Annotated in this window: 25 protein-coding genes; 12 read left to right on the forward strand and 13 right to left on the reverse strand. The window is 62.8% G+C overall.

The window, feature by feature from the left end:
* Positions 1 to 240: 240 nt before the first annotated feature.
* The 3 genes from QM694_RS12530 to QM694_RS12540 are packed head-to-tail and all read left to right on the forward strand — an operon-like array spanning position 241 to position 3,768.
* On the forward strand, positions 241 to 693 hold the full coding sequence (locus tag QM694_RS12530; RefSeq protein ID WP_415007265.1) for a spore coat protein U domain-containing protein: 453 nt from the start codon (positions 241 to 243) through the stop codon (positions 691 to 693).
* A 14-nt stretch (positions 694 to 707) separates the two neighbouring features.
* A complete protein-coding gene (locus tag QM694_RS12535) occupies positions 708 to 1,436 on the forward strand; it encodes a molecular chaperone (RefSeq protein ID WP_415007266.1) in 729 nt (242 codons plus the stop codon).
* Positions 1,393 to 3,768 (forward strand): fimbria/pilus outer membrane usher protein, encoded by a 2,376-nt coding sequence (locus tag QM694_RS12540; protein ID WP_415007267.1) that lies wholly within the window; start codon positions 1,393 to 1,395, stop codon positions 3,766 to 3,768. Before QM694_RS12535 ends, QM694_RS12540 begins: the two co-directional genes overlap by 44 nt.
* A 17-nt stretch (positions 3,769 to 3,785) precedes the next feature.
* On the opposite strand, the gene QM694_RS12545 is transcribed toward QM694_RS12540, so the two are convergent.
* Both QM694_RS12545 and QM694_RS12550 read right to left on the reverse strand, forming a co-directional pair.
* Positions 3,786 to 4,754, reverse strand: coding sequence for a spore coat U domain-containing protein (locus tag QM694_RS12545; RefSeq protein ID WP_415007268.1), 969 nt, complete (start codon positions 4,752 to 4,754; stop codon positions 3,786 to 3,788).
* 68 nt (positions 4,755 to 4,822) lie between these two features.
* Positions 4,823 to 5,593 carry a hypothetical protein gene (locus tag QM694_RS12550; protein WP_415007269.1) on the reverse strand — a complete coding sequence of 257 codons (771 nt, stop codon included), beginning with the start codon at positions 5,591 to 5,593 and terminating at the stop codon, positions 4,823 to 4,825.
* A 118-nt stretch (positions 5,594 to 5,711) separates the two neighbouring features.
* On the opposite strand from QM694_RS12550, the gene QM694_RS12555 reads away from it, so the two are divergent.
* The 6 genes from QM694_RS12555 to QM694_RS12580 all read left to right on the forward strand — a co-directional run bounded on the left by QM694_RS12555 (position 5,712) and on the right by QM694_RS12580 (position 12,412).
* The gene (locus QM694_RS12555) at positions 5,712 to 6,965 is read left to right on the forward strand and encodes a murein hydrolase activator EnvC family protein (RefSeq protein WP_415007270.1); all 1,254 of its coding nucleotides are present in this window, start codon (positions 5,712 to 5,714) and stop codon (positions 6,963 to 6,965) included.
* Positions 6,962 to 8,320 carry a S41 family peptidase gene (locus QM694_RS12560; RefSeq protein ID WP_415007271.1) on the forward strand — a complete coding sequence of 453 codons (1,359 nt, stop codon included), beginning with the start codon at positions 6,962 to 6,964 and terminating at the stop codon, positions 8,318 to 8,320. The genes QM694_RS12555 and QM694_RS12560 overlap by 4 nt, the downstream gene beginning before the upstream one ends.
* A 125-nt stretch (positions 8,321 to 8,445) precedes the next feature.
* Positions 8,446 to 9,627, forward strand: coding sequence for a divergent polysaccharide deacetylase family protein (locus QM694_RS12565; protein ID WP_415007272.1), 1,182 nt, complete (start codon positions 8,446 to 8,448; stop codon positions 9,625 to 9,627).
* Positions 9,627 to 10,124 carry an RNA pyrophosphohydrolase gene (locus QM694_RS12570; RefSeq protein WP_415007273.1) on the forward strand — a complete coding sequence of 166 codons (498 nt, stop codon included), beginning with the start codon at positions 9,627 to 9,629 and terminating at the stop codon, positions 10,122 to 10,124. Before QM694_RS12565 ends, QM694_RS12570 begins: the two co-directional genes overlap by 1 nt.
* Positions 10,124 to 10,786, forward strand: a complete 663-nt coding sequence (locus tag QM694_RS12575) for an HAD family hydrolase (protein ID WP_415007274.1) — start codon at positions 10,124 to 10,126, stop codon at positions 10,784 to 10,786. Before QM694_RS12570 ends, QM694_RS12575 begins: the two co-directional genes overlap by 1 nt.
* A gap of 225 nt (positions 10,787 to 11,011) precedes the next feature.
* Complete coding sequence (locus tag QM694_RS12580; protein WP_415007275.1) at positions 11,012 to 12,412, forward strand: DEAD/DEAH box helicase; 1,401 nt, start codon at positions 11,012 to 11,014, stop codon at positions 12,410 to 12,412.
* A gap of 51 nt (positions 12,413 to 12,463) precedes the next feature.
* Here the strand turns inward: QM694_RS12580 and lepB are convergent, their stop codons facing one another.
* The 6 genes from lepB to QM694_RS12610 all read right to left on the reverse strand — a co-directional run bounded on the left by lepB (position 12,464) and on the right by QM694_RS12610 (position 18,364).
* The gene (gene lepB / locus QM694_RS12585) at positions 12,464 to 13,411 is read right to left on the reverse strand and encodes a signal peptidase I (RefSeq protein WP_415007276.1); all 948 of its coding nucleotides are present in this window, start codon (positions 13,409 to 13,411) and stop codon (positions 12,464 to 12,466) included.
* 115 nt (positions 13,412 to 13,526) lie between these two features.
* Positions 13,527 to 13,922: a F0F1 ATP synthase subunit epsilon gene (locus QM694_RS12590; RefSeq protein ID WP_415007277.1), complete on the reverse strand. Its 396-nt coding sequence runs from the start codon at positions 13,920 to 13,922 to the stop codon at positions 13,527 to 13,529.
* A 2-nt stretch (positions 13,923 to 13,924) separates the two neighbouring features.
* The gene (atpD, locus tag QM694_RS12595; RefSeq protein ID WP_415007278.1) at positions 13,925 to 15,370 is read right to left on the reverse strand and encodes a F0F1 ATP synthase subunit beta; all 1,446 of its coding nucleotides are present in this window, start codon (positions 15,368 to 15,370) and stop codon (positions 13,925 to 13,927) included.
* Positions 15,371 to 15,394: 24 nt separating this feature from the next.
* A complete protein-coding gene (locus tag QM694_RS12600; protein ID WP_415007279.1) occupies positions 15,395 to 16,273 on the reverse strand; it encodes a F0F1 ATP synthase subunit gamma in 879 nt (292 codons plus the stop codon).
* Between the two features lies 1 nt (position 16,274).
* On the reverse strand, positions 16,275 to 17,804 hold the full coding sequence (gene atpA / locus QM694_RS12605; protein WP_415007280.1) for a F0F1 ATP synthase subunit alpha: 1,530 nt from the start codon (positions 17,802 to 17,804) through the stop codon (positions 16,275 to 16,277).
* Positions 17,804 to 18,364 carry a F0F1 ATP synthase subunit delta gene (locus tag QM694_RS12610; RefSeq protein ID WP_415007281.1) on the reverse strand — a complete coding sequence of 187 codons (561 nt, stop codon included), beginning with the start codon at positions 18,362 to 18,364 and terminating at the stop codon, positions 17,804 to 17,806. Before QM694_RS12610 ends, atpA begins: the two co-directional genes overlap by 1 nt.
* 152 nt (positions 18,365 to 18,516) lie before the next feature.
* On the opposite strand from QM694_RS12610, the gene gnd reads away from it, so the two are divergent.
* Positions 18,517 to 19,539 (forward strand): phosphogluconate dehydrogenase (NAD(+)-dependent, decarboxylating), encoded by a 1,023-nt coding sequence (gnd, locus tag QM694_RS12615; protein WP_415007282.1) that lies wholly within the window; start codon positions 18,517 to 18,519, stop codon positions 19,537 to 19,539.
* A gap of 69 nt (positions 19,540 to 19,608) precedes the next feature.
* Here the strand turns inward: gnd and QM694_RS12620 are convergent, their stop codons facing one another.
* Complete coding sequence (locus QM694_RS12620; RefSeq protein ID WP_415007283.1) at positions 19,609 to 19,776, reverse strand: hypothetical protein; 168 nt, start codon at positions 19,774 to 19,776, stop codon at positions 19,609 to 19,611.
* The gene (locus QM694_RS12625) at positions 19,773 to 19,925 is read right to left on the reverse strand and encodes a DUF1127 domain-containing protein (RefSeq protein ID WP_415007284.1); all 153 of its coding nucleotides are present in this window, start codon (positions 19,923 to 19,925) and stop codon (positions 19,773 to 19,775) included. Before QM694_RS12625 ends, QM694_RS12620 begins: the two co-directional genes overlap by 4 nt.
* A 359-nt stretch (positions 19,926 to 20,284) precedes the next feature.
* Between QM694_RS12625 and QM694_RS12630 the strand changes: the two genes are divergently transcribed.
* Positions 20,285 to 20,683 carry a group II truncated hemoglobin gene (locus tag QM694_RS12630; protein WP_415007285.1) on the forward strand — a complete coding sequence of 133 codons (399 nt, stop codon included), beginning with the start codon at positions 20,285 to 20,287 and terminating at the stop codon, positions 20,681 to 20,683.
* An 89-nt stretch (positions 20,684 to 20,772) separates the two neighbouring features.
* Entirely contained in the window at positions 20,773 to 21,846 is a 1,074-nt protein-coding gene (locus tag QM694_RS12635) for an acyltransferase family protein (protein ID WP_415007286.1), read from the forward strand.
* Here QM694_RS12635 and QM694_RS12640 read toward each other — a convergent pair.
* From QM694_RS12640 to QM694_RS12650, 3 genes are read right to left on the reverse strand one after another with little or no spacing between them, the layout of a single operon-like run.
* Positions 21,836 to 22,186 carry a cupin domain-containing protein gene (locus QM694_RS12640; RefSeq protein WP_415007287.1) on the reverse strand — a complete coding sequence of 117 codons (351 nt, stop codon included), beginning with the start codon at positions 22,184 to 22,186 and terminating at the stop codon, positions 21,836 to 21,838. The two genes, QM694_RS12635 and QM694_RS12640, sit on opposite strands and share 11 nt — an antisense overlap.
* Before the next feature lie 53 nt (positions 22,187 to 22,239).
* Entirely contained in the window at positions 22,240 to 22,797 is a 558-nt protein-coding gene (locus QM694_RS12645) for a hypothetical protein (protein ID WP_415007288.1), read from the reverse strand.
* A 49-nt stretch (positions 22,798 to 22,846) separates the two neighbouring features.
* Positions 22,847 to 24,520: a formate--tetrahydrofolate ligase gene (locus tag QM694_RS12650; protein ID WP_415007289.1), complete on the reverse strand. Its 1,674-nt coding sequence runs from the start codon at positions 24,518 to 24,520 to the stop codon at positions 22,847 to 22,849.
* Positions 24,521 to 24,610 lie beyond the last annotated feature (90 nt).

Consider the following 24,610-nt stretch of genomic DNA (forward strand, 5'->3'; position numbering starts at 1 on the left):
GGTAAGCCGCCGCGGCCTGGCCATTCCGGGCGAGCGATTCAAATATTTGAATCGATTCAATGATTTTGGAATGTGATTCAGAATCGGACGCCTGCTTATTGCAGGTTTAAGAATGTTTCTGCACTTCGATTTAAATTTGAATCACTTAGCTACATTACGTGGAGCAATCAAAAGCACATGCAGATGATGCGTGCTGCGGGTGGCGGCTCGACCAACGGCAACACAAACAAAGGTAATCCCATGCGTAAGTATATTCTCCCGGCGGCTGCGGCTGCCGTTCTTGCCATGGCGGGCCCCGCCATGGCCGCCAACGTCGGCGCCAACTTTTCCTCGAAGATCAAGATCGTCGCGGGCTGCAATATTTCGGCCGGCGACATCAACTTCCCGGATACGACGATTATCGCCGGCACGGAAACCGCCAACTCGACGGTGACGGTGCGCTGCACCAAGACGACGGCCTATTCGCTGTCGCTCTCCAACGTCACCGATCCGCTGCTGGCGACCACGACCTATTCCGGCAGCATGAGCAAGCTGCTCGAATCGATCACCTACAAGATCGCCTTCACCACCACGCCCACCGGCGTGGGCTCGGGCGCCGACCAGACCTTCACGATGAAGGGCACCGTGGACGCGCAGAACACGCCGTCGCCGGGCAACTACTCGGACAGCCGTACCGTCTACGTCGTGTTCTGAGGCTTGAGGCTAAGATGATGCGTTCCCGGACCGCCGTTCTCCTGTTTGCTGCCGTGATTGGCTTGACGCCGGCCATGGCTCGCGCCTCCTCGCTGTCGGTCTCCCCCGTCAGCATCCAGGTGGCGGCGCCGGGAGCGACCTCATCCCTCACGCTTGAAAATTCCGGCACGGATGCCATCACCTCGCAGATCCGGGTCTATAAATGGACCCAAGTGAACGGGCAGGATGTGCTGACCCCGACCAAGGAAGTGGTGGCCAGCCCGCCCTTCCTGAAGCTCGCGCCCGGCGCGAAAAATGTCGTGCGCATCGTGCGGCTGGTGAAATCGCTGGTGCCGCAGGAAGAGGCCTATCGCCTCGTGGTGGATGAACTGCCGAAGAACGCCACGGAATCGAACGTCGGCGTCGGCATTTCGCTGCGTTACTCGCTTCCCGTCTTCTTTACCGGCGCTGCCGCCTCTCCGCCCGCGCTCGCCTGGAGCGCGTCAGCCGCGGGCAGCCAGATCACGCTCAAGGCCGCCAACAGCGGCGGCCGCCACGTCCGCCTCGCCAACCTGCATATCGACAATGGCGGCAAGACCATCACGCTGAGCTCAGGGCTCGCGGGCTATGTGCTGCAGGGCGCCGACAAAATCTGGACCATCAAGAATACCGCGAAATTTTCACCTGGCACCACAGTTTCCGTGAGCGCCGAGGGAGACAATGGACCAATCAAGGCGACGGCCAAACTGGCTGCTGCAAAGTAAGGTCCTTGTCTGCCTGCTGATCGTCCTGCTGCTGGCCATTCAGCCGGCACGGGCCGATTCGGCGGGCGCAGAGGGAACCGACCTGCAGCTCGACGTCAGGATCAACGGCTATCCGTCCAATCTCATCGCCGCGTTCCGGCAGATGCCGGATGGCCATATGGCCTCACCGCGCAGCGAGCTGAAGGAGCTTGGCGTGGCGGTGCCGGATGGCCCGCCCGGCGACATCATCCAGCTCAACACCATCCCCGGCCTCTCCTATGTCTACGATCCCGACACGCAATCGATCGCGCTTGAGCTTCCCAATTCCTCGCGCATCGCCAAATCACTGGGAAACAATCCGTTTGCGGATGATTTTGCCAGGGCATCGCCGGGCACTGGCCTCCTGGTGAACTACACCGCCTTCGGCGCCGGCAATTACGATATTCCCGGCGAGGATGCGGATTTCAGCGGCGCCAACGTGACGCTGGATGCGAGAGCCTTCTCGCGCTTCGGCACGCTCAGGCAGTCGGGCCTGCTCGGCACCACCGCCTTCGATGACGTGAAGGCGCTCAGGCTTGACACGACCTGGGCCTATTCCGACCAGCAGCGCATGCTCTCCTACCGGCTGGGCGACATCATCAGCGGCGGCCTGCGCTGGACAAGGCCGGTACGCATGGGCGGCGGGCAGATCGAACGGAACTTCGGGCTGAGGCCAGACCTCATCACCATGCCGCTGCCGCATCTCTCGGGCTCCGCCGCCGTGCCCTCGACGCTCGAAGTCTATCAGGACAATATCCGCACCTATTCCGCCGACGTCCAGCCCGGTCCCTTCAGCATCGACAACCTGCCGGTGTTCACCAATTCCGGCACGGCGCGCATGGTGCTGACCGATGCCTCGGGACGGCAGGTGGCGACGGAGGCCGATTTCTTCACCTCGCCGGAACTGCTTGCCAAAGGGCTGCTCGACTATTCCGCCGATCTGGGTCTCGCGCGCCGCAACTATGGAACGGAGTCGTTCGACTATGACCGCAATCCCGCCTTTTCCGGCAGCGCCCGCTATGGCGTGACCGATGCCGTGACGGGCGAGGCCCATGGGGAGGCGATGTTCGATCTCGTGAACGCGGGCGTGGGCGCGGTGGCGAGCGCGCGAGAGTTCGGGCTGTTCAGCGGTGCGGTATCGGCCAGCGCCCATGACGGCGACAAGGGCCTGCTCATGTATGCGTCGTGGAGTGCCCAATATGGCCGCCTGGCGCTCAACGCGTCGACATCGCGCACGCTCGGCACCTATTGGGATATTGCCGCCGCCACCCGCGCGCCCGATCCCGATCTTCCCTTTTACAGCGATGTGCCGAAGGCGCTGGACCAGGTGTCGATCGGCTACAGCCTTCCCGATTACAACACCGGCCTTGGCCTGAGCTTCATCCACCAGGAGGATGGCGATGGAAAGGTCTCCTATCTCATCAGCGGCAGCGCCACCAAGACCTTCGACTTCGGGCCAACGCTTTTCGCCTCCGCCTATTACGACACCCAGGATGACCATGATTTCGGCGGCTATGTGGGCGTGTCCTGGCCGCTGGGCGCCAGGACGATGATGTCGGGCGGCATGTCGGTCACCAATCACAGCATCTACGCCACCGCCGATGCCTATCGCCCGCTGGGCGTGGACGCGGGCGACTACGGCTGGCGCGTGAACCGCCAGCAGGGTGATGCGCAATCGACCACCGCCGGGGCATCCTACCGCACCAGCGTGGGCGTGGCCGATGGTTCGATCTATCAGGGCGGAAAACAGGTGTCGGGCAACGCCAGCTTCTCCGGCGCCTTCGTGGTGGCCGACGACAGCGTCTTTGCCAGCGACACGATCATGGATTCCTTCGCGGTGGTTGATACGCGGACCCCGGGCGTGGGAGTGAGCTACGAGAACCGCTACGCCGGGAAAACCCGCGGTGACGGCAAGCTGCTGCTGCCCGGCCTGCGCTCCTTCCAGAAAAACAGGATCGCCATCGACGTGAATGATCTTCCGCTCGACGCCGAGGCAAGCTCCACCGAACAGATCGTGGTGCCGGGAGACGGCGCGGGCGTCGTCGTCGATTTCGGCGTCAAGACCGACATGGCGGGCGTGATCGTCACGCTCACAGGGCCCGACGGGAAGGCAATCCCCGCCGGATCGGAAGCGCTGCTCAACAACCAGGGCGACAGCTTTGTCGTGGGCTATGACGGCGAGGTCTATGTCACCGGCGCGGAAGGCCACAACAGCATCACCGTGCATCTCTCCACCGGCGACTGCACGGCGCAATTTCAATATACGCCATCGGCGGACGGGCAGGCGGCGGCAGGGCCGGTGGCCTGCCTGTAAATGCGCCCTTGCCGCGCTCAGTAGGTGACGGTCGCCACCACCGTATCGGAATAATCGCGCGGCACAGGCGTGGCCTGCGCGGTGGTGCGCCCATAGCCGGTGAAGCTCTGCGCCGAACCGGTGCCGGTGCCGGACACCGTGGTGCCGGATGCGCTGCCCCAAGCGAGGCTGCGCGCCGCGTCGCGGTAGATGCCATACTGCACGTAATCGGTGGTGCCGGTGGCCGTCATGCGGCGCTGCGCCGGATTGGTGGCATTGGCAAGCCCGCCATTGAGCGCGATGGTATAGGGCGTGCCGGAGGTGCAGGTGACGGAAATTGTGTTGCTGCCGTCGATCGCCACGCCCGTCGATGAGGCCTGGCCGAAATCGAGCACTGTGGCGGAGATGGAGCATGAGGGCGCGACCACCGCGCTGGCCAGAAATGGCGTGGTGACGCCATTGGTGGTATTGATGGTATCGCAGCTTTGCGCCACCGTGTTGCGGTACTGGAAGGCCACCAGCGTGTGATTGCCGCTGAAATTCGACTGATAGGTGCCGGGCGGCAACGCCGGCTGACCGGGAAACACACGCGCATAGACAGTGGCGCTGGCCGTGCCTGAACCGGACGTGCCGATGGTGATGTCGATGGTCGGCGCGGTGGGCGCATAGGGCCAGACAAACGATCCCCACACCGTGATGCGCGCGGCATCCTGATAGAAATTATATTTCATCTGCGTCGCGCCGTTGAGCATGTAGCGCTCGCTGGCCGATGCATTGTTGTTGCCGGTGCCCGAGCCGATGTTGGGACACACCCGCACCACCCTGTTGCGCGTGCCGGTGCAGGTGGCGGTGAAGGTGCCGGTGGAATCAAAGGCGGTGCCCAGCGGCGGCGTGACGGTGCCGAAATTGATGTCGGTGAAATCGAAGCTGCAGGATTGCGCCTGCACCGCTTGCGCCGAGGCGAGCGCCACAAGCATCAGGACGGCGGCCTGTGCCAGAACTTTCACGCGGCAACCCATAAGCGAATCACAGCCACACCATCAGTCAACTCGCCCCGCGCGGCAAGACGTTTGCATCAGCCGGAGCGGGACTGGCTGAGCTCCAGCAGCAGCTTTTCAAAGGCGTGTGGCTTCAGCGCGCCGGGTTCGCTGAACGGGTTGGAGAAGGCATAGATGAAGAACAGGATGATGCCGGTATAGGCGCCGAGGATGGCGATGAAGGCAAGATTGTGCCTCGTGGGCGGATAGGAGTGGTAGGCGATGGCGATGAACACCACCCCGGCGATGGCCGCGAGCCAGAACAGGCCGCTGATAGATTCGTCATCCTGATTGCCGCGCGCCACGCGAGCCGTGGATATCTGGTGGATCTGCTGCAGCATGTGATCGCGGAGGCTCGCCTCGCGCGGGGACGCGGGCGCGAGATCGAGCACCTGATCATAGGCCTTGTCCCACGCATTCCACGCCTCCTGCGACAGATCTCCGGTGGCGCCCAGTTGCTGCCATTCCGGGCTGACCGCAAGCGACGCATAGGAATAGAGCGCGTCCTGAATCGTTTTGGCGGAATTGCCGCCATAACGGCCCGCGTCATAATAGACATCAGCGACCGCATCGGCCTCATTGATGCTGATGCTCCGCACCTGCACATAGCCCACCATTTCCTGCGCGAAGACCAGCGCCAGGATCAGTCCGTGCAAGGTAGCGACGCGGGTCATCACCGAGCCTGCGAGGTCGCGCGTGTGGCTGTCGTGGCTTTCGCCTGCCGCGCGCCGCGTAACCCAATAAACGCCCAGCATGAGCAGGATCGTTCCGGCAATAAATCCGATACCGAGCAGCAGTGAAATCAGCATGGCGCCCCCCGGGCCGCAAGATAGGGCCGTTAACGCCCCGGTGACAATTGTGGTTAATGATCCCTCACCCGGAATCGGGCCGCAATTCCACCACTCACCGCCGATAACACTGGTTTCAATGCTTCACTGCCGCCCGCCCGCGTTTGCCGCTGCCGCATTGGCGCTGCTGTTCGCCTCCGCCGCCCTGGCCCAGGACGCGGACGTGACGGGTGACCTGTCGAAGGTGGAAGAGCAGCTCGACCAGTCGCGTGCCAACCAGCAGAAACTGGCCGCCGATGTCGCCGCCGCGCAGGCGGCGCAGGAAGAAATTTCCAGCAAGCTCATCGCCATCTCGGCCAAAGTGCAGGCGGCGGAAGCCTCGATCACCGGCAGCGAGGCCGATCTCCTCAAGCTCCACAAGGAGCAGGTGGTGATCATGGCGAGGCTGGCGGAAAAGCAGGATGTGCTGTCCGAGCTTCTGGCCGGCTTGCAGCGGCTGGAGCAGAACCCGCCGCCCGCACTTGTGGTCGACCCCAATGACGTGCTCTCGGCGCTGCGCGGTGCCATGATGTTCGGCACCATCGTGCCGGAACTGAGGGGCGAAGCCGACAGGCTGGTGGCCGACCTGCAGCGGCTGGAAGATCTGAAAACCTCCATCCAGACGCGCAAGACCGCCATCACCCAGGAAATCGCCGCGCTTGAATCCGACAGCCGCGACCTGCAGGATTTGATCCTCGCCAAGAAACAGCTTGTCGCTTCCGGCAACGCCCAACTGGCGGATGAGCAGAAACGCGCCGCCGACCTCGCCAGCCGGGCCAAGAGCATGCAGCAGCTAATGGCCAGCCTCGACGCCGCCCGCAAGAAGGCGCAGGCGGAAGAAGCCGCCCGCCTTGCCGCCGCCGATGCCGCGAAGAAAGCCCGAGAAGCCGCCCTTCAGCAGCCGCGCCTGGCCTTTGCCGATGCCCATGGTAAGCTGGCCTTTCCCGCGCAGGGGGCCATCCTGCGCCGCTTCGGCGACGATGACGGGCTGGGGGGCACGCTGCATGGCCTGGCCATCGCCACCCGCACCGGAGCCGAGGTCACGGCCCCGGCTGACGGCCATGTGGAGTTTGCCGGGCCGTTCCGGTCCTATGGACAGGTTTTAATTCTGAATCCGGGGGGCGGATATCATATCCTGCTGGCCGGGCTCGATAATGTGACGGCGGTGACGGGCGAATTCCTGCGGGCGGGCGAACCTGTCGGCCACATGGGATCCGGCCCCTCTTCGGTCACACTTTTGGGTGATGTCATGCAGGACAAGAGACCTGTCCTGTATATAGAGTTCCGTAACAACAGCGACGCTATCGATTCGGGTCCATGGTGGATCGGCGGCATGAAAGAGGCACGAGGATGAAAGTGAAGTCACAGTATCGCAGCATTGGACTGGTTCTGGCAGGCGCCGTTTCGGCCAGCGTGCTCTGGCATGCCTTCGGCACCGCCGATGCCGCCTCCAATGCCGACACCTACAAGGCGCTGAACCTGTTCGGCGATGTGTTCGACCGCGTGCGTTCGGACTATGTGGAACAGCCCAACGAGCAGGACATGATCGAGGCCGCCATCAACGGCATGCTGGCCTCGCTCGACCCGCACTCCTCCTACATGAACGCCAAGCAGTATGAGGACATGAGCGTTCAGACCAATGGCGAGTTCGGCGGCCTCGGCATCGAGGTCACCATGGAGAACGGCTTGGTGAAGGTCGTTTCCCCAATTGATGGTTCGCCCGCCGCCAAGGCTGGCCTGCAGGCCAATGACCTGATCGTCAAGATCGACGGCGCGCAGGTGCAGGGCATGAACCTCAACGATGCCGTGGACAAGATGCGCGGCGCCGTGGGCGCGCCCATCACCCTCACCATCCAGCGCGGCAATGCCGATCCCTTCGACCAGAAGCTGGTGCGCGACCGCATCAAGGTGCAGTCGGTGAAGTACAATGTCGAAAGCGGCGACATCGGCTATATCCGCATTTCCTCCTTCTCGCAGCAGACGCAGGACGGCCTCGACAAGGCGATGGCCGACTTCGACAAGCAGCTTGGCGACAAGGTGAAGGGCTATATCATCGACCTCCGCAACGATCCGGGCGGCCTGCTCGATCAGGCGATCTCGGTATCCGATACCTTCCTCGACAAGGGCGAGATCGTTTCGACGCGCGGCCGCCATGCCGATGAAACCCAGCGCTTCACGGCGCAGAAGGGCGACATGGGCCACGGCAAGCCGGTGGTGGTGCTGATCAACGGCGGCTCGGCCTCGGCGTCCGAAATCGTCGCTGGCGCGTTGCAGGACCAGAAGCGTGCCACGCTGATTGGCACGCGGAGCTTCGGCAAGGGCTCGGTGCAGACCATCATCCCGATGCCGGGACAAGGCGCTCTGCGCCTCACCACGGCGCGTTATTACACGCCGTCCGGCCGCTCCATCCAGGCCAAGGGCATTGACGCCGATATCGTGATCGAAGAACCGCTGCCGCCCGAACTTCAGGGCAAGAACGTCTCGACCGAAGGCGAGGCGGGCCTCAAGGGCCACCTCGCCAACGAAGCGGGCGGCAATGAAGGCGGCGGCTCCTCGGCCTATGTGCCCGACGACAAGTCGAAGGATGTGCAGCTCAAGGCCGCCATCGACTTCCTGCACGGCGTCAAGGTCGTCACCAATGTAAAGCCGGTGGACACCACCAATGGCGCGAACGGCGGCAGCGCCGTTGCCACGCCGACGCCGAACTGACAGGCGCAAGATTTGACGGAAAGGCCGGGTCAAAAGCCCGGCCTTTCTGTTTTGCATGGTTAACAGCGCATTAACGCTTGCCCGCCCAATGTGTGCGGAAGTCGAATCATGAGGATTGAAGCGTCATGGCCCGCGATGAATTGCGCCAGCCCCTGAGGAAACGCAGCCTGAAGGAACGGCTGTGGGCAAAGCGCCCCGGCGCGTTGGCGCTGGCCAGCGGTCTTGCGGTGGCGGGTTTTGTATCTGGCGGCATTTGGCTGTCGCGCCTGCCCTATCCGATGGCCGGGGAACCGGTTGTCAGCATGATCATACCGCCGGTTGAGGTGGTGAAGGAAACGGCATCCACGACGCCCGCGCCGGACACGGCGGATGCCGATGATACGGCAACGGGCGATACGTCTCAGCCTGATGATGCGGCTGTCACCGAAACGGTTCCGGCCATTGATCCTTCTTCCTATCAAGAGGCGAGCAGCATCATCGTAGTGGGCAAGCGCCCCCTGAAGGCCGCGCCGATCGCCAGCGTCAGTGAGAAATCCGCCGATGGCCCCCTGCCGCGCATCGGCGCTGGCGGCAAACGGCCATCAGACGTCTATGCGCAAACAGTGCCGATTGCTTACACATCGATCGACCAGCCCAAGATCGCCATCATGCTGGGCGGCATGGGCCTCAATGCCAAGCTCACCACGCAGGCGACCAATGATCTCCCTGCCGACATCACCTTCGGCTTCGCGCCCTATGGCGACGATCTCCAGACGCAGGTGAACAGGGCCCGTGCCCAGGGCCATGAAGTGATGTTGCAGCTTCCGATGGAGCCGGTGGGTTATCCCGGCAACAACCCCGGCCCCAACACGCTGGTGACGGCTTCGGGTGACGCTGACAATCTGAAGGCACTGCGCTGGAACATGAGCCGTTTCGCCGGTTACACCGGCGTCGTGAACTACATGGGCACCCGCTTCCTCGCTGACGCGAAAAGCCTGCAGCCCGTCATGCAGGAGCTGAATGCGCGCGGTCTCCTGTTCCTGGAAGACCAGGGCTCCGCCGTCAGCACGGCTCTCGTCACCGCCAAGGCGACGGGCGTGAAATTTGCCAAGGCGCAACTTGTCATCGACGCCGATCCCGATCCCGCCGCCATCACCGCCAGGCTGGGAGAGCTTGAAGCGGCGGCCAAGCAGAACGGCATTGCGGTCGGCACGGGCGCGGGCCTCGACGTGACCATCGATGCGGTGGCGGACTGGGCCAAGCAATTGCAAAGCAAGGGCATCGTGCTGGTGCCGATCAGCGCGGTTTACAGGGGCCGCATGAGCTGATGGCGAAACCGGACGCGATTACCCAATACCGCCCCTGCGTGGGCGTGATGCTGCTGAACGCGCAGGGCCTCGTGTGGATCGGTCGCCGTTTCGACAAGCAGAATGACGAGGGCAAGGGGCACTGGTGGCAGATGCCGCAGGGCGGCATCGACAAGGGCGAAAATCCGCAAGATGCCGTGCTGCGCGAACTCGCCGAGGAAACCGCCGTGACCTCCGCCCATGTCATCGCCGAAGCGCCGCGCTGGTACAATTACGATCTTCCCGCCCATTTGATCGGCAAGAGCTGGAACGGCAAGTACCGCGGCCAGACGCAGAAATGGTTCGCGCTGCAATTCACCGGCGACGACAGCGAGATCAACCTTGCGCCGCCCGGCCACAAGCAGGAGTTCGACCAGTGGCGCTGGGCGAAGATGGATGACATTCTCGATATCATCGTGCCCTTCAAGCGCGAGGTGTATAAAAAAGTGATCCGCGACTTCCGTCATCTGGGCGCGTGATGTTTAAACATATCATTTTCGATTGCGACGGCGTGCTCGTCGACAGCGAGGCGCTGTCGATGCAGCTCGATGTGGCGATCCTCGCCGAGCATGGCGTTGCGATGAGCGTGGCCGAAGCGCACCGCCGATTTGTGGGCAAGACCTTTGCCGCCATGATTGCCGAGGTCGAGGCCGAAACCGGCACGCGCTTTCCCACGTCCGCCTCGGCGGAGAAGGACCGCCGCCTGCTTGACCTCTATGCCACCCAACTGCGCGCCGTGCCGGGCGTACATGAGGCGCTGACAGCCATCAACCGCGCCCCTTACAGTTGCGCCTCCAACAGCCCGGCGGAGCGCGTGCGCGTGGCGCTGGCGATCACCGGGCTTGAACCTTTCTTCGGCAGCCGCATCGTCTCCTTTGAGGATGTGAAACACGGCAAACCCGCGCCGGACGTGTTCATCGAAACGGCACGGCGCATGAGTGTCGCGCCGCAGGAGTGCCTTGTCGTGGAAGACAGCGTGACCGGCGTGACGGCGGCAGTGCGCGCCGGATGCACGGTGCTGGGCTTCACCGGCACCTGGGCGCATCCAGAGGAACACGGCATGAAGCTGAAGGCGGCGGGTGCGCGCGCCATCTTCGCGGAGATGGCGGATTTGCCGGGCCTTGTCACGGCAGCCAGTTGACATTGCACCGCAACACGCCCATATGGCGCACATCGCGGCCGGTCATCCATTGACGACGTGAGGCGCACGCAAGGTGCAGCCCGTCCGGCCAGCCGCGAAATCCCGAACATTCCTGTCACGTGGGAAGGTTTCAGCGCTTGAGCCCAGGCCAGCGTGCGAATCATCGCGCGTGGCCGCTTCGGACAGGCTTGCGCTGCTCCCATTGTTCCGAAATGAAAGACTATAGTGACGACTTTTGCTGAACTGAATCTCATCGACCCCCTTCTCAAGGCACTGGCCTCGGAAGGCTATGAAGCCCCCACTCCCATCCAGGCCCGCGCCATCCCCGAGCTTCTGGCGGGCCGCGACCTCTTGGGCATCGCCCAGACCGGCACCGGCAAGACGGCGGCCTTCGCGCTGCCCATCCTGCAGCGCCTGAGCGCCGACGGAAAGCGGGCCGCCAAGGGCACCTGCCGCGCCCTCATCCTGTCTCCCACCCGCGAGCTGGCCGCCCAGATCGGCGACAGCTTCAAGGCCTATGGCCGCAACCTGAAGATTTCGCGCGCCGTGGTGTTTGGCGGCGTATCGCTGGGCAAGCAGATCGACATCCTGCGCGGCGGCATTGACGTGCTGGTCGCCACGCCGGGCCGCCTGGTGGATTTGATCGAACGCCGCGCCGTGACGTTGGCCAATGTCGAGATTTTCGTGCTCGATGAAGTGGACCAGATGCTCGATCTCGGATTCATCCACGCCATCCGCAAGATCACCGGCATGCTGCCGAAGGAGCGCCAGAACCTGTTCTTCTCGGCCACCATGCCGAAGGAGATCGCAGGCTTGGCCGCTGGCCTTCTCACCGATCCCGTGCGTGTTGAAGTGGCCCCGGTTGCCACCACGGCCGAGCGCGTGAACCAGAGCGTCATCCATGTCGAACCTGCCAACAAGGCGAAACTCCTGAGCGAACTGCTCAAGAACAACAACATGACGCGCACCCTGATCTTCACGCGCACCAAGCACGGCGCCGACAAGGTGATGAAGCACCTCTCCAACGCCGGCTTCTCCGCCGCCGCCATCCACGGCAACAAGAGCCAGAACAACCGCGAGCGCGCACTGGCCGGTTTCAAGAACGGCAAGATCCTCGCTCTCGTCGCCACCGACATTGCGGCGCGCGGCATCGACGTGGATGCGGTGAGCCATGTGGTGAACTACGACTTGCCCTTCGTGCCGGAAAGCTACGTGCATCGCATTGGCCGCACGGCGCGCGCCGGGGCGGAAGGCACGGCCATCGCCTTCTGCACGCCGGAAGAGCGCCCGCTGCTGCGTGACATCGAACGCACCATCCGTCAGGCGGTGCCGGTGATGGAGCATGAGCTGGCCATGAAGAACGTGCCGCAGCTCGCCCCCAACCATGGCTGGAATCCCATGGGCGGCAAGGGCGGCAAGCCCTCGGGCAAGCCGCAGGGCCAGAAGCGCCCGCACCGCGGCCAGCCCGGCTTCAAGGGTGGCCCGAAGGCTGAGGGCGGCAACCGCAATCACGGCGGCGGCAACAACCGCCCCAATGGCGGTTCGGGCGCGCCGAAGCGCAGCAACGGCGGCAAGCCCTCATGGATGCAGCAGGTCTCCGCCAAGGGTTCGCGCGCCGAGGGTTAAGCCCCTGCAAGATTGAACAAAGGCCCACGGAAAGCGATTTCCGTGGGTTTTTTATTTTCGGAGTTCACCCTCGCGCCCGGTGAGCGGCACACCCTCGCTGTTCCACCACAGCAGCACGACAGGGCCGATGAAGTTTTCTTCCGGGATCATGCCCAGTTCCATGTAGCGGCTGTCCTGTGAGTTATCGCGGTTGTCGCCCATCACGAAATATTGCCCGGGAGGTACGAGAAATTCCGGCGTGTTGTCAGCCCCGCCCTCGTCCGTCAGATTGGCGATGGCATAGGATGGCCCGCCGGGCAACGTCTCGCGGAAGAATGTTTCGGTGCTCTCGGTCTTGAACACGTCAGGCAGCGTGACCGGCTCCATCTTCACCGGCACGCCATTGATATTCAGAACGCCGCCGATCATCTTGATGCGGTCACCGGGCAGGCCGATCACGCGCTTCACGTAGTCGATCTTCGGATCGTGGGGATGCCGGAATACCGCAATGTCCCCACGCTGCGGTGGATGCCCCGGCCCATAGGCGCGCTTCGAGACCAGCACATAGTCGCCAACCATGAGGCTTGGTTCATTGCTGGCCGAGGGGATGTTGAAGGGTTGAAACAGGAACGTGCGGATAAAGAACGCAACAAGCAACGCGGCTAGGAAAGCGGCGGGAAAAGCCACATACCACCGCGAATACCAGGGGCGCTGCACAGCGGTGGTGCGGATTTGCAGCCCATGCAAGAGGCCGATAATCTTGGGAAGCCACGCCGCGCCGATGAAAATCCATTCGGCCCCGGCAACGCCAAGCAAAAGAACTGGATCAATTCCCTTGAGCAAAGCGAAGATGTAGGCGGCGAACCACGCGAACTCGGCCAGCAGATAGACCAGCGCGAGCCGCCAGCGCCCCAGCCACAACATGAGAGATGCCGGTCCCAGCAGGAGGGCGATGGCAACCAGCCCCCACGGATTGCGCGGGGGATAGGGATAGGTTTCGGGAGTGTGTTCCGCCGTCATCGGCGCATGGTAGGAAGAAGAAAAGGCGAAGTCAATTCGCCGTCAGCCGTGCTTGAAGAGTCAATAAAAAGCCCGCCGTGTGACGGGCGGGCTTTTATTCCGCAGGCGGATGATCTCAGAGCGCCGCCTGGAGTTCCTTCAGATGCGCCACGTTCTCGGCAGCCTTGCGACGCGATTCATCGGAGCGCGCGTCGGCGACGTCGTCCTCGGCGTTCTTGATCTGCGCGGCAAGCGCTCCGGCATCAAGCTCGCTCATCGGGATCGCCACTTCGGCCAGAACCGTGAGGCCCGCCGGGTTCACTTCGGCAAAGCCGCCGCGCACGAAGATGCGCTGGTCCGCCTGGCCCTGCGCCTGCACCGTGACGACGCCGGGCTTCAGCGTCGACAGCACCGGTGCGTGGCTGGCGAGAATGGTCATCTCGCCTTCCGTGCCGGGTATGATCACCTGGTCGACATCGCCCGAGAACAGAAGCCTCACCGGGCTCACCAGTTCAAAGTGAAGGCCGGCCATCGTTACGCCGCCTCGGCGGCGAGGCGCTGCGCCTTCTCGATCGCCTGCTCGATGGTGCCCACCATGTAGAAGGCGGGTTCCGGCAGATGGTCATAGTCGCCGTTGCAGAGGCCCTTGAAGCCCTTGATGGTGTCTTCAAGCTTGACCTGCACGCCCGACGAGCCGGTGAACACGGCGGCCACGTCAAACGGCTGCGACATGAAGCGCTCGATCTTGCGGGCGCGCGCCACCGTCATCTTGTCCTCTTCCGAAAGCTCGTCCATGCCCAGAATGGCGATGATGTCCTGCAGCGCCTTGTAGCGCTGGAGGATCTGCTGCACCTGGCGGGCGACGCTATAGTGCTCTTCGCCGACGATGCGCGGGTCCATCATGCGCGACGTCGAGTCGAGCGGGTCCACCGCCGGATAGATGCCCTTTTCGGCAATCGAGCGCGACAGCGTGGTGGTGGCGTCAAGATGCGCGAAGGAGGTGGCGGGGGCCGGGTCAGTAAGGTCGTCGGCGGGCACGTAGATGGCCTGCACCGAGGTGATCGAGCCCTTGGTGGTGGTGGTGATGCGTTCCTGCAGCGCGCCCATGTCGGTGGCGAGCGTCGGTTGATAGCCCACGGCGGAGGGAATGCGGCCCAGGAGCGCCGACACTTCGGAACCGGCCTGCGTGAAGCGGAAGATGTTGTCGACGAAGAACAGAACGTCCTGGCCCTGGTCGCGGAAATGCTCGGCAACCGTGAGGCCCGACAGCGCCACGCGCATGCGCGCACCCGGCGGCTCGTTCATCTGGCCGTAGACGAGGGCCGCCTTGGAGCCGGCGATGCTGCCCTCCTTCGGGTCCTTGTTCACGCCCGACTCGATCATCTCGTGATAGAGGTCGTTGCCTTCGCGGGTACGCTCGCCGACGCCCGCGAACACCGAGTAGCCGCCATGCGTCTTGGCGATGTTGTTGATGAGTTCCATGATGAGCACGGTCTTGCCCACGCCGGCGCCGCCGAACAGGCCGATCTTGCCGCCCTTGGCGTAAGGCGCCAGAAGGTCGACGACCTTGATGCCCGTCACGAGGATTTCCGCTTCCGTCGACTGCTCGACGAAATCGGGGGCGGGCTGGTGGATGGCGCGCATCGCCGCGCCCTTGATGGGGCCCGCTTCGTCCACCGGCTGGCCGATGACATTCATGATGCGGCCCAGCGTTTCATCGCCCACCGGCACCATGATGGGCGAACCCGTATTGGTGACCGGCTGGCCGCGCACCAGGCCTTCGGTCGAGTCCATGGCGATGGTGCGCACGGTGTTCTCGCCCAGATGCTGCGCCACTTCGAGGACGAGGCGGTTGCCGCCATTGTCGGTCTCGAGCGCGTTGAGAATTTCCGGCAGGCCGCCATCGAAGGCGACGTCGACGACGGCGCCCGTCACCTGCGTGATGCGGCCAACCGCGCTGGAAGCTGCTTTCTTTGCCATGAGTTCTGATCCCTTGCCGTTCGTTTAGAGCGCCTCGGCGCCCGAAATGATTTCGATGAGTTCCTTGGTGATCTGCGCCTGCCGCTGCCGGTTGTACTTGATCGACAGCTTGTTGATCATTTCACCGGCGTTGCGCGTGGCGTTGTCCATGGCGCTCATGCGCGCGCCCTGTTCGGAGGCGGCGTTTTCGAGCAGCGCCCGGAAGATCTGCACCGCGATGTTGCGCGGCATGAGATCGGCGAGGATTTCTGTTTCCTCGGGCTCGGCCTCATAGACAGCGCCGCCAAGCTCGGCGGGCTTCGCGTCTTCAACCGCCGCCGGGATGATCTGCAGCGCCGTGGGCTTCTGCGAGATCACCGACTTGAATTCGGCGAAGAACAGCGTCGCCACGTCGAATTGCATGTCGGCGAACATGTCGAGCACCCGCTGCGCCACCTTCTGCGCATCGGCGAACGTCACATTCTTCTGGCCGCGGAAGTCGATGGCCTCCACGATATATTTGCCATAGAGGCGCTTCAGCGCGTCATTGCCCTTCTTGCCCACCGTCATGATCTTGACGGTCTTGCCCTGGGCGATCAGCCGGTCGGCATGTTCGCGCGCCAGCTTGGCGATCGAGGAGTTGAAGCCGCCGCACAGGCCGCGCTCGGCGGTGCAGACGATCAGCAGGTGGTCATTGTCGTCACCCGTGCCGGCGAGAAGGCGGGGTGCACCCGCCTGCCCGTGCATGGCGCCGGAGAGATTGGCGAGCACGCTCGCCATGCGCTCGGAATAGGGACGCGCCGCTACCGCCGCTTCCTGGGCGCGGCGCAGCTTCGCCGCCGCCACCATCTGCATGGCCTTGGTGATCTTGCGCGTCGCCTTGACCGAGGCGATCCGGTTGCGGAGGTCCTTGAGTGAGGCCATGTTACGCGAAGCTCTTCGCGAAGGCGTCAACCGCCGCCTTGAGCTTGGGCATGGTGGTGTCGGAGATCGCCTTCTCTGTGCGGATGGCATCCAGAATATCGGCATGCTTGTCGCGCACGTTGCGCAGCAGGCCATCCTCGAAGGCGCGCACCTTCGAGACCGGCAGCGCGTCGAGATAGCCGTTCACGCCGGCATAAATCACCACCACCTGCTCTTCCGTCTTGAGCGGCGAGAACTGCGGCTGCTTGAGCAGTTCGGTGAGGCGCGCGCCGCGGTTCAAGAGGCGCTGCGTGGCGGCGTCGAGGTCGGAGCCGAACTGCGCGAATGCCGCCATTTCGCGGTACTGCGCGAGCTCGCCCTTGATCTTGCCGGCCACCTGCTTCATCGCCTTGGTCTGCGCCGAAGAACCGACGCGCGACACCGAGAGGCCGACGTTCACCGCCGGGCGGATGCCCTGGTAGAACAGATCGGTTTCAAGGAAGATCTGGCCGTCGGTGATCGAGATGACGTTGGTGGGGATATAGGCCGACACGTCGTTGGCCTGCGTCTCGATGACGGGAAGCGCGGTGAGCGAGCCCGCGCCCATCGTATCGTTAAGCTTGGCGGCGCGTTCGAGCAGGCGGCTGTGCAGGTAGAACACGTCGCCCGGATAGGCTTCGCGGCCCGGCGGGCGGCGCAGCAGCAGCGACATCTGGCGGTAGGCCACGGCCTGCTTGGAAAGATCGTCATAGCCGATCAGCGCATGCATGCCGTTGTCGCGGAAATATTCGCCCATCGTGCAGCCGGTGAAGGGCGCCAGATACTGGAGCGGTGCGGGGTCGGATGCCGTGGCAGCGACGACGATCGAATATTCCAGCGCGCCATTGTCTTCCAGCGTCTTCACGAACTGCGCCACCGTCGAGCGCTTCTGGCCGCAGGCCACATAGACGCAGTAGAGCTTGTCCTTCTCGGGGCCGGCCAGATGAATGGGCTTCTGATTGAGGATGGTGTCGAGGATGATGGCAGTCTTGCCGGTCTGGCGGTCGCCGATGACGAGTTCGCGCTGGCCGCGGCCGATGGGGATCAGCGCGTCGACAGCCTTGAGGCCGGTCGACATCGGCTCATGCACGGACTTTCGCGGAATGATGCCGGGCGCCTTCACGTCCACGCGCTGGCGCTGCTTGGCCTTGATGGGCCCCTTGCCGTCGATGGGGTTGCCGAGCGGATCGACCACACGGCCGAGCAATTCCTTGCCCACCGGCACTTCGACGATGGCGCCGGTGCGCTTGACGGTGTCGCCTTCCTTGATGTCGCGGTCGGAGCCGAAGATCACAATGCCGACATTGTCGGTTTCGAGGTTCAGCGCCATGCCGCGGATGCCGCCCGGGAATTCCACCATCTCGCCGGCCTGCACATTGTCAAGGCCGTAGACACGGGCGATGCCGTCGCCGACCGACAGCACCTGGCCGATTTCCGAAACTTCGGCGTCCTTGCCGAAGTCCTTGATCTGCTTTTTCAGAATGGCCGAAATTTCAGCGGCGCGAATGTCCATCAGGCGGTTCCCTTCATGGCGATCTTGAGATTTGCGAGTTTCGTCTTGAGTGAATTGTCCATCATGCGCGAGCCCATGCGGACGACGAGGCCGCCGAGCAGCGACTTGTCGACCGAGGCATTCAGCGTCACGTCACGGCCGGTGGTGTCCTTGAGCGCGGCCTTGAGGTCCTTGATCTGCTGGGCGGAGAGCTTTTCCGCCGAAACGACATCGGCCGTCATCTCGCCCTTGGCGGTGGCGGCCAGCGTCTCGAAGGCGGAGATCATGCCGGAGAGCTGCGACAGCCTGCGGTTCCTGGCGATGAGGCGGAGGAAATTCAGCGTGGTGCCGGCGATCTTGGCCTTGGCGGCGATGGCGTCGAGCGCCGCCGTCTGGTCGGCCACCTTGAAGGTGGGCGAGCGCACCATGCGCGAAAGTTCGGGAGAGTCGAGGAGAGCCTGCTTCAGGCTGGCGAGTTCAGCGCCGATGCGCTCAACGCCATTTTCCTCGCCTGCGAGATCGAAAAGGGCCTGCGCATAGCGGCCGGTTACGCCTGAAACTGTCTGGTCTGTGGTTGCCACGGGTTCTCTTTCGCACCGGTTCAAGCAAAGGTCTGGTATTGCGCTTCCGGAGCCCCCGCCCCGCCGCGCGGGCGTGCGTAACACAGGGCATTGGCCCACGCAACTGTGATCGCATGGCGGATTTCGCTTCTGGATGACAGTGGTTTTCGCGCATGATGCGGCACCAACCGGCAGCACAACCGCAGGAGCAGGAAGACATCATGGAAATCGGCATCATCGGACTGGGGCGCATGGGCGCCAACATCGCGCGCCGCCTCATGCAGGGCGGCCATTCCTGCGTGGTGTATGACCGCGATCCCAAGGCCATCGCCGCCGTGGAAGCCGATGGCGGCAAGGGTGTTGCCTCCGTCGAGGCGCTGGTGAAGGCGCTGAAGCCGCCGCGCGCCGTATGGCTGATGCTTCCCTCCGGCAAGATCACCGACGACGCCATCGCCACCATGTCTGGCCTTCTCTCCAAAGGCGACATCCTGATCGACGGCGGCAACAGCTTCTTCAAGAATGACGTGGCGCATGGCGAGATGCTGAAGGGCCATGGCATCAGCTTCCTCGATGTCGGAACGTCGGGCGGCGTGTGGGGGCTGGAGCGCGGCTATTGCATGATGATCGGCGGCGACAAATGGGCCGTCGACCATCTTGATCCAATCTTCGCCACGCTGGCGCCGGGCAAGGGCACGATCCCCGAAACGCCGGGCCGCGAGAAAAGCGATCCGCGTGTCGCCAATGGCTATATGCATTGCGGGCCGGTTGGCTCCGGTCACTTCGCCAAGATGGTGCACAACGGCATCGAATACGGCCTGATGCAGGCCTATGCCGAAGGCTTCAACATTCTCCAGACGCGCGACGACCCGGCGATTCCCGAAGGCCAGCGCTACAGCTTCAACATCGGCGATCTGGCCGAGGTGTGGCGGCGCGGCAGCGTGATCTCCTCCTGGCTGCTGGACCTGCAGGCCATCGCGCTGGCGAAGGACCCAAAGCTCGACGCCTTCTCGGGCGAGGTTGCGGATTCCGGCGAAGGCCGCTGGACGGTGGAGGCGGCGATCGAACAGGCGGTGCCGGCGGAAGTTTTGTCGGCGGCGGTGTTCACGAGGTTCCGCTCGCGCCGCGATCATACCTTCGCCGAGAAACTCCTCTCCGCCATGCGGTTTGAATTCGGCGGCCACAAGGAGCCGAAATAAGGCTTGAAAATAACGAACCCGGCGGTTTTGCCGCCGGGTTTCGTGAATTCGACTGACGGTGATGCGGGCTTAGCGCAGCACCCTGACGCGGGTCACATGACCCAGCTGCCAGCGCTTGAGGCCGGCGTCCGCGAGATCCGCGTCCGTCATCGCCTCGGCTTCGTTGCGGGCTTTTGTATAGGCCCGCATCCGGCGGCCGCGCTCGATCAGCTCAGCAAGGCCGGAGAACAGGATCATCCCTGAACGGCCTGGCGGGCGAGGCGCGGAATATCCACACGGTTGATGCCGAGATCGGCCAGATCGCGATTGCTCAGGCCATCGAGTTCGGCGACGGTGCGGGCATAACGCTGCCAGCGGCTGTAACGGGACTTCAGAGAGTTCAACATTGTCATTCCCCTTTGGATTGACGGGTCTTTGGTTGCTTTTGCACCGCACAATCTAGGTGCGCTGCAACAAAATGAGAAATGCAATTTTTGCATACCTATAATTCGGTGAAATTTTTCAACCGTTTACATTCCGTTCATCATGATGAAATCGGATGCTGCACTGCCGTTTCAATGGTCAAAATCTGGAATTCCGGCCGACTTTACCCCCGTTTCATGCCATTTCTGCATAAGACTTGGTCAATGCCTGGCGCGGGATTGCACGATTGCCGCTGCCGGTTCTCCGGCACGGTGTCGCATGCGGCAGTTCAGCCTGAAATTCGTGCAGCGCCGGGCCTAATGTGGCTGTCGGGAGAATTTTCATGGGCGAGGCGCAATTCCAGACACCCTATGACCGCCTGGGCGGCGCTGAGGGCGTGCGGCGGCTTGTCGAGACCTTTTATGATCTCGTCGAGACGGCCCCTGAAGGCGCGCCGCTGGTGCTTCTGCACAATGAAGGGAACGGTATTGCCCACGCGCGCCATGCCCAGTTCCTGTTCCTGTCGGGCTTTCTGGGCGGTCCGCAGCTTTATGCCGAACAATTCCGTCATTCCAACGTGCGCAAGATGCACGAACACTTAAAGATCAGCCCTATCGAATCGCAGTCATGGCTCGCCTGCATGGACATGGCGCTGGCAAAAACCACCAAAGATTCAGCATTGCGCCGCCAGCTCATGCAAACCTTCACGCGGGTCGCTACCGCTCTTCAGACACCAGCCTGACCCGGCACTTGAATGTTGATGCAGAGCGGGCGTTGTTTCATCATCGCACCCGTGCTGACACCCGCGATTCTCCGTAAATCCGCAACGCCATGAGTGACGGGACTTCCGCAACCGATCAGAAGCGGCGGGCGAACAGCTATGACCTGCTGCGCTTCTGCGCCGCCGCGGCGGTGATCGTCAGCCATCACTTCGCGATCTCGGGCTTCGCCGAACCGCCGGTTCCCGTCTATGGCGAGGATTTCGGCAAGCTGGCGGTGGAAGTGTTCTTCACGCTCAGCGGTTTTCTGATCTGCCTGTCGCTCCAGCGCACGCGCGATCCCATCCGCTTCTTTCTCGCCCGCATCTTGCGGGTTTATCCCAACCTGCTGGCCGCGCTCCTCAGCACGTCGCTGGTGACCATGGTGTTCTTCGCCAATTACGGGCACTGGAAGGACCATCTGAAATATGTGGCGCGCAATCTCCTCATGTTCATCCGCGACGTGGACTATGTGATCCCCGGCGTGTTCCAGCAGTCACGCTATCCCGACGTGAACCGGCCGCTGTGGAGTCTGCCCGCCGAAATCCACATGTATATCCTGCTGTTTTGCCTGTTCTGGATTTTCAGGCAGCGGCACTGGCTGGCCGCCGCGATGATCGCCTTGCTGGCGCTGGCCAGCCTGCCTTATGCAATGGGCTCAAATTTTCATTACCGCGCCTTCGATCTCTATCAGCACAGCCGGCTGGCCTGCTTCTTCTTCAGCGGTGCGCTGCTGGCCCTGTTCTGGCAAAGGCTTGCGCCTCATGCCCCGGCACTTCTGGCTTTAGGCCTTCTGGCCTGTGCCGCGGTCAAATATCTCATGCCCGTCGACAGCGCGCTGAACGGCCTGACGCTGGCCCTGATCGTCATCCCGCTTGGATCGCTGGCCATCTTCGCCTTCTTCGCGAAGGGAGGCGATGCTTCCTATGGCATGTATATTTATGGCTGGCCGGTGCAGCAGTTCTGCATCCTGCTTATTCCCGGCTTCTGGCCATCGCTCCTCACGGCGCTCGCCATCGCCACGGCGATTGGCTATTTCACCTGGCATCTGTTCGAGAAGCGCTGCATGGCAAGATTGTCATGGGCGGCCAGCAAGGGCCACGCGCTGTTGCGCAAGCCCATTGACCGGGAAAACCCTACAGCTTGATGCAGAAATGCTTGCGCACCGGCTTGACGATCTTCCATGTGCCCGCGAAGCCCTTTTCAACGACGAAACCGTCACCCGGCTTCACGGTGACGGGCTTGCCGCCATCCTGCGTGATGACGATCTCGCCTTCCATCAGATGCACGAATTCATAGGCATCATAGGTCGCATGCCATGTGCCGGGCGTGGCCTCCCAGGTGCCTGAGATCACGCCGCCATCGGCTGAGGTGTGCTGCACCCAGGTCTTCATGGTGGGATTGCCCTCGACCTTCTTCCAGCCGTCGAGATCGGCGGTGACGGGATCGGGCCCCGGGGCGGGAAAGCGGAACACGGTATCGGCCATAATCAATTCTCCTCAATGGGTTTGCTCAAGCAACTTTCCGGCTTGGGCAAAATTTATTTCTTGATGAAGACGACATCCTCTTGCTTGATCGTCTTGGGAAGGCTCCTCTCCTGGGCATAACGGTAGCAGAACCCCACGGACCCCTCCGGCAGTTCGAGAAGTTTGGCCAAATCCCTGTGCCGCTTGAACGCCAGCAGATAGTGGTCCGAATCCGCGCGCAGGACATGCTCGACTGCGCCGCTCTTTTCGCAGCCATAAGTGAGGCAGAGAACAGAGGCGTTGCCGCCAAGTGGCAAATCTGAATCGGCTGTTTTCTCAAAATAATTGGGCGTGGAATCATAGCGGTCAAGCAACGAGCCGTGGCCATAGAGCCAATAGTCCAGAATATCGTCGTCATGATTGCGAACGGCCAGCACTGGCGTATTGAGATGAGCGGACAGATACTGCGCTAAGGCGATGACGGCAAAATCAAGCTGGGAATCGGCCAGCTCATCGGCAATCACGATATAGCGGCCAGACTGAAAATAACAGCTGTTGCGGCCTGCAAGCAATTGCTCGACCATATCACGGTCCGTGGTTTCGGCCGTGAAGTGCACATAAAAATTGCCCACGCGATCGCTCCTCGACCGGAAGCATACCGCGTGGGCTCGAAAAGTAAAATCAGAACAGCCCGGCGATCTGGCCCTTGGCGTCGAGGCCGATGACTTCCGCCGACGGCACCTTGGGAAGGCCGGGCATCGTCATGATGTCGCCGCAGACCACCACGATGAATTCGGCGCCCGCCGAAAGCCTCACCTCGCGGATCGGCACCACGTGGTTGGTGGGCGCGCCCTTCATGTTGGGATCGGTGGTGAAGGAATATTGCGTCTTGGCCACGCAGATCGGGAACTTGCCATAGCCCATGGCCTCCCAAGCCTTGAGCTGGTCGCGCACGCTCTTGTCGGCCACCACATCGTCGGCGCGGTAGATTTCGCGGGCGATGGTGCGGACCTTCTCGAACAGCGGCATCTCTTCGCCATAGATCGGCTTGAACTGCGCGCCCTTCTCGGCCAGCGTCACGACATGGGCGGCCAGCGCCTCGGTGCCCTTCGAGCCTTCGGCCCAGTGCGTGCACTTGAAGGCCTCAACACCGTGCTCCTTGCAGAAATCCTTGATGACCTGCACTTCCGCATCGGTGTCGGTGATGAAGTGGTTGACGGCGACGGCGATTGGCACGCCGAACTTCTTCATGTTCTCGAGATGGCGGCCAAGATTGGCGCAGCCCTTCTTGAGGGCCTCGATGTTTTCCTTCTTGAGATCGTCCTTGGCCACACCGCCATGCATCTTGAGCGCCCGGATGGTCGCCACGATCACCGCGGCGGAAGGCGTGAGCCCCGCCTTGCGGCACTTGATGTCGAAGAATTTTTCAGCGCCCAGGTCGGCGCCGAAGCCCGCTTCCGTCACCACATAGTCGGCGAGCTTCAGCGCCGTCTGCGTGGCCATCACGGAGTTGCAGCCATGGGCGATGTTGGCGAAGGGGCCGCCATGCACGAAGGCCGGATTGTTTTCGAGCGTCTGCACGAGGTTGGGCTGCAGCGCATCCTTGAGCAGCACCACCATGGCGCCCGCCGCCTTGATGTCTTTCGCCAGCACCGGCGTCTTGTCCTTCTTGTAGCCGATGACGATCTGGTTGATGCGGCGCTCCAGATCCTCGATCGACGTCGAGAGGCAGAGGATGGCCATGATCTCGGAGGCCACCGTGATGTCAAAGCCCGCCTCGCGCGGATAGCCATTGGCGACGCCGCCCAGCGAGCAGACGATTTCGCGCAGCGCCCGGTCGTTCATGTCCATCACCCGGCGCCATGCCACGCGCCGCGTGTCGATGTTCAGCTCATTGCCCCAGTAGATGTGGTTGTCGATCATCGCCGAGAGCAGGTTGTGCGCGGCAGTGATGGCGTGGAAATCGCCGGTGAAGTGGAGGTTGATGTCTTCCATCGGCACGATTTGCGCATAGCCGCCGCCGGCAGCACCCCCCTTCATGCCGAAGCAGGGGCCGAGCGAGGGTTCGCGCAGCGCCACGATGGCCTTCTTGCCGATCTTGTTGAGGCCGTCGCCCAGGCCCACCGTGGTGGTGGTCTTGCCTTCGCCGGCCGGCGTCGGGTTGATGGCGGTAACGAGGATGAGCTTGCCGTTCTTCTTGGCCTTCAGCGTGTCGATATAGGAGAGCGCCACCTTGGCCTTGGTGTGGCCATAGGGGATCAGGTCCTTCTCGGGAATGCCAAGGCCTTTGCCGATCTCCATGATCGGTTTCATCTTCGCTTCGCGTGCAATCTCGATGTCGCTCTTGACGGTCATCTCAGGATATCCTTCCCCATATGAAAAATTTATTCCCGGCAGGAACTAGCAAAACCGCCTGCCGCTGTCCATCGGCGTGAGGCGCTTCTT

The organism is Aestuariivirga sp., assembly GCF_047602625.1.
Taxonomy (GTDB): Bacteria; Pseudomonadota; Alphaproteobacteria; order Rhizobiales; family Aestuariivirgaceae; genus Aestuariivirga.

Bases quoted from the DNA above. Each gene is read 5' to 3' on its own strand.
- QM694_RS12530 (WP_415007265.1), top strand. From the start codon at position 241: ATGCGTAAGTATATTCTCCCGGCGGCTGCGGCTGCCGTTCTTGCCATG.
- QM694_RS12535 (WP_415007266.1), top strand. From the start codon at position 708: ATGATGCGTTCCCGGACCGCCGTTCTCCTGTTTGCTGCCGTGATTGGC.
- QM694_RS12540 (WP_415007267.1), top strand. From the start codon at position 1,393: ATGGACCAATCAAGGCGACGGCCAAACTGGCTGCTGCAAAGTAAGGTC.
- QM694_RS12550 (WP_415007269.1), bottom strand. From the start codon at position 5,593: ATGCTGATTTCACTGCTGCTCGGTATCGGATTTATTGCCGGAACGATC.
- QM694_RS12555 (WP_415007270.1), top strand. From the start codon at position 5,712: ATGCTTCACTGCCGCCCGCCCGCGTTTGCCGCTGCCGCATTGGCGCTG.
- QM694_RS12560 (WP_415007271.1), top strand. From the start codon at position 6,962: ATGAAAGTGAAGTCACAGTATCGCAGCATTGGACTGGTTCTGGCAGGC.
- QM694_RS12565 (WP_415007272.1), top strand. From the start codon at position 8,446: ATGGCCCGCGATGAATTGCGCCAGCCCCTGAGGAAACGCAGCCTGAAG.
- QM694_RS12570 (WP_415007273.1), top strand. From the start codon at position 9,627: ATGGCGAAACCGGACGCGATTACCCAATACCGCCCCTGCGTGGGCGTG.
- QM694_RS12575 (WP_415007274.1), top strand. From the start codon at position 10,124: ATGTTTAAACATATCATTTTCGATTGCGACGGCGTGCTCGTCGACAGC.
- lepB (WP_415007276.1), bottom strand. From the start codon at position 13,411: ATGACGGCGGAACACACTCCCGAAACCTATCCCTATCCCCCGCGCAAT.
- QM694_RS12590 (WP_415007277.1), bottom strand. From the start codon at position 13,922: ATGGCCGGCCTTCACTTTGAACTGGTGAGCCCGGTGAGGCTTCTGTTC.
- atpD (WP_415007278.1), bottom strand. From the start codon at position 15,370: ATGGCAAAGAAAGCAGCTTCCAGCGCGGTTGGCCGCATCACGCAGGTG.
- QM694_RS12600 (WP_415007279.1), bottom strand. From the start codon at position 16,273: ATGGCCTCACTCAAGGACCTCCGCAACCGGATCGCCTCGGTCAAGGCG.
- atpA (WP_415007280.1), bottom strand. From the start codon at position 17,804: ATGGACATTCGCGCCGCTGAAATTTCGGCCATTCTGAAAAAGCAGATC.
- gnd (WP_415007282.1), top strand. From the start codon at position 18,517: ATGATGCGGCACCAACCGGCAGCACAACCGCAGGAGCAGGAAGACATC.
- QM694_RS12620 (WP_415007283.1), bottom strand. From the start codon at position 19,776: ATGATCCTGTTCTCCGGCCTTGCTGAGCTGATCGAGCGCGGCCGCCGG.
- QM694_RS12625 (WP_415007284.1), bottom strand. From the start codon at position 19,925: ATGTTGAACTCTCTGAAGTCCCGTTACAGCCGCTGGCAGCGTTATGCC.
- QM694_RS12630 (WP_415007285.1), top strand. From the start codon at position 20,285: ATGGGCGAGGCGCAATTCCAGACACCCTATGACCGCCTGGGCGGCGCT.
- QM694_RS12635 (WP_415007286.1), top strand. From the start codon at position 20,773: ATGAGTGACGGGACTTCCGCAACCGATCAGAAGCGGCGGGCGAACAGC.
- QM694_RS12640 (WP_415007287.1), bottom strand. From the start codon at position 22,186: ATGGCCGATACCGTGTTCCGCTTTCCCGCCCCGGGGCCCGATCCCGTC.
- QM694_RS12650 (WP_415007289.1), bottom strand. From the start codon at position 24,520: ATGACCGTCAAGAGCGACATCGAGATTGCACGCGAAGCGAAGATGAAA.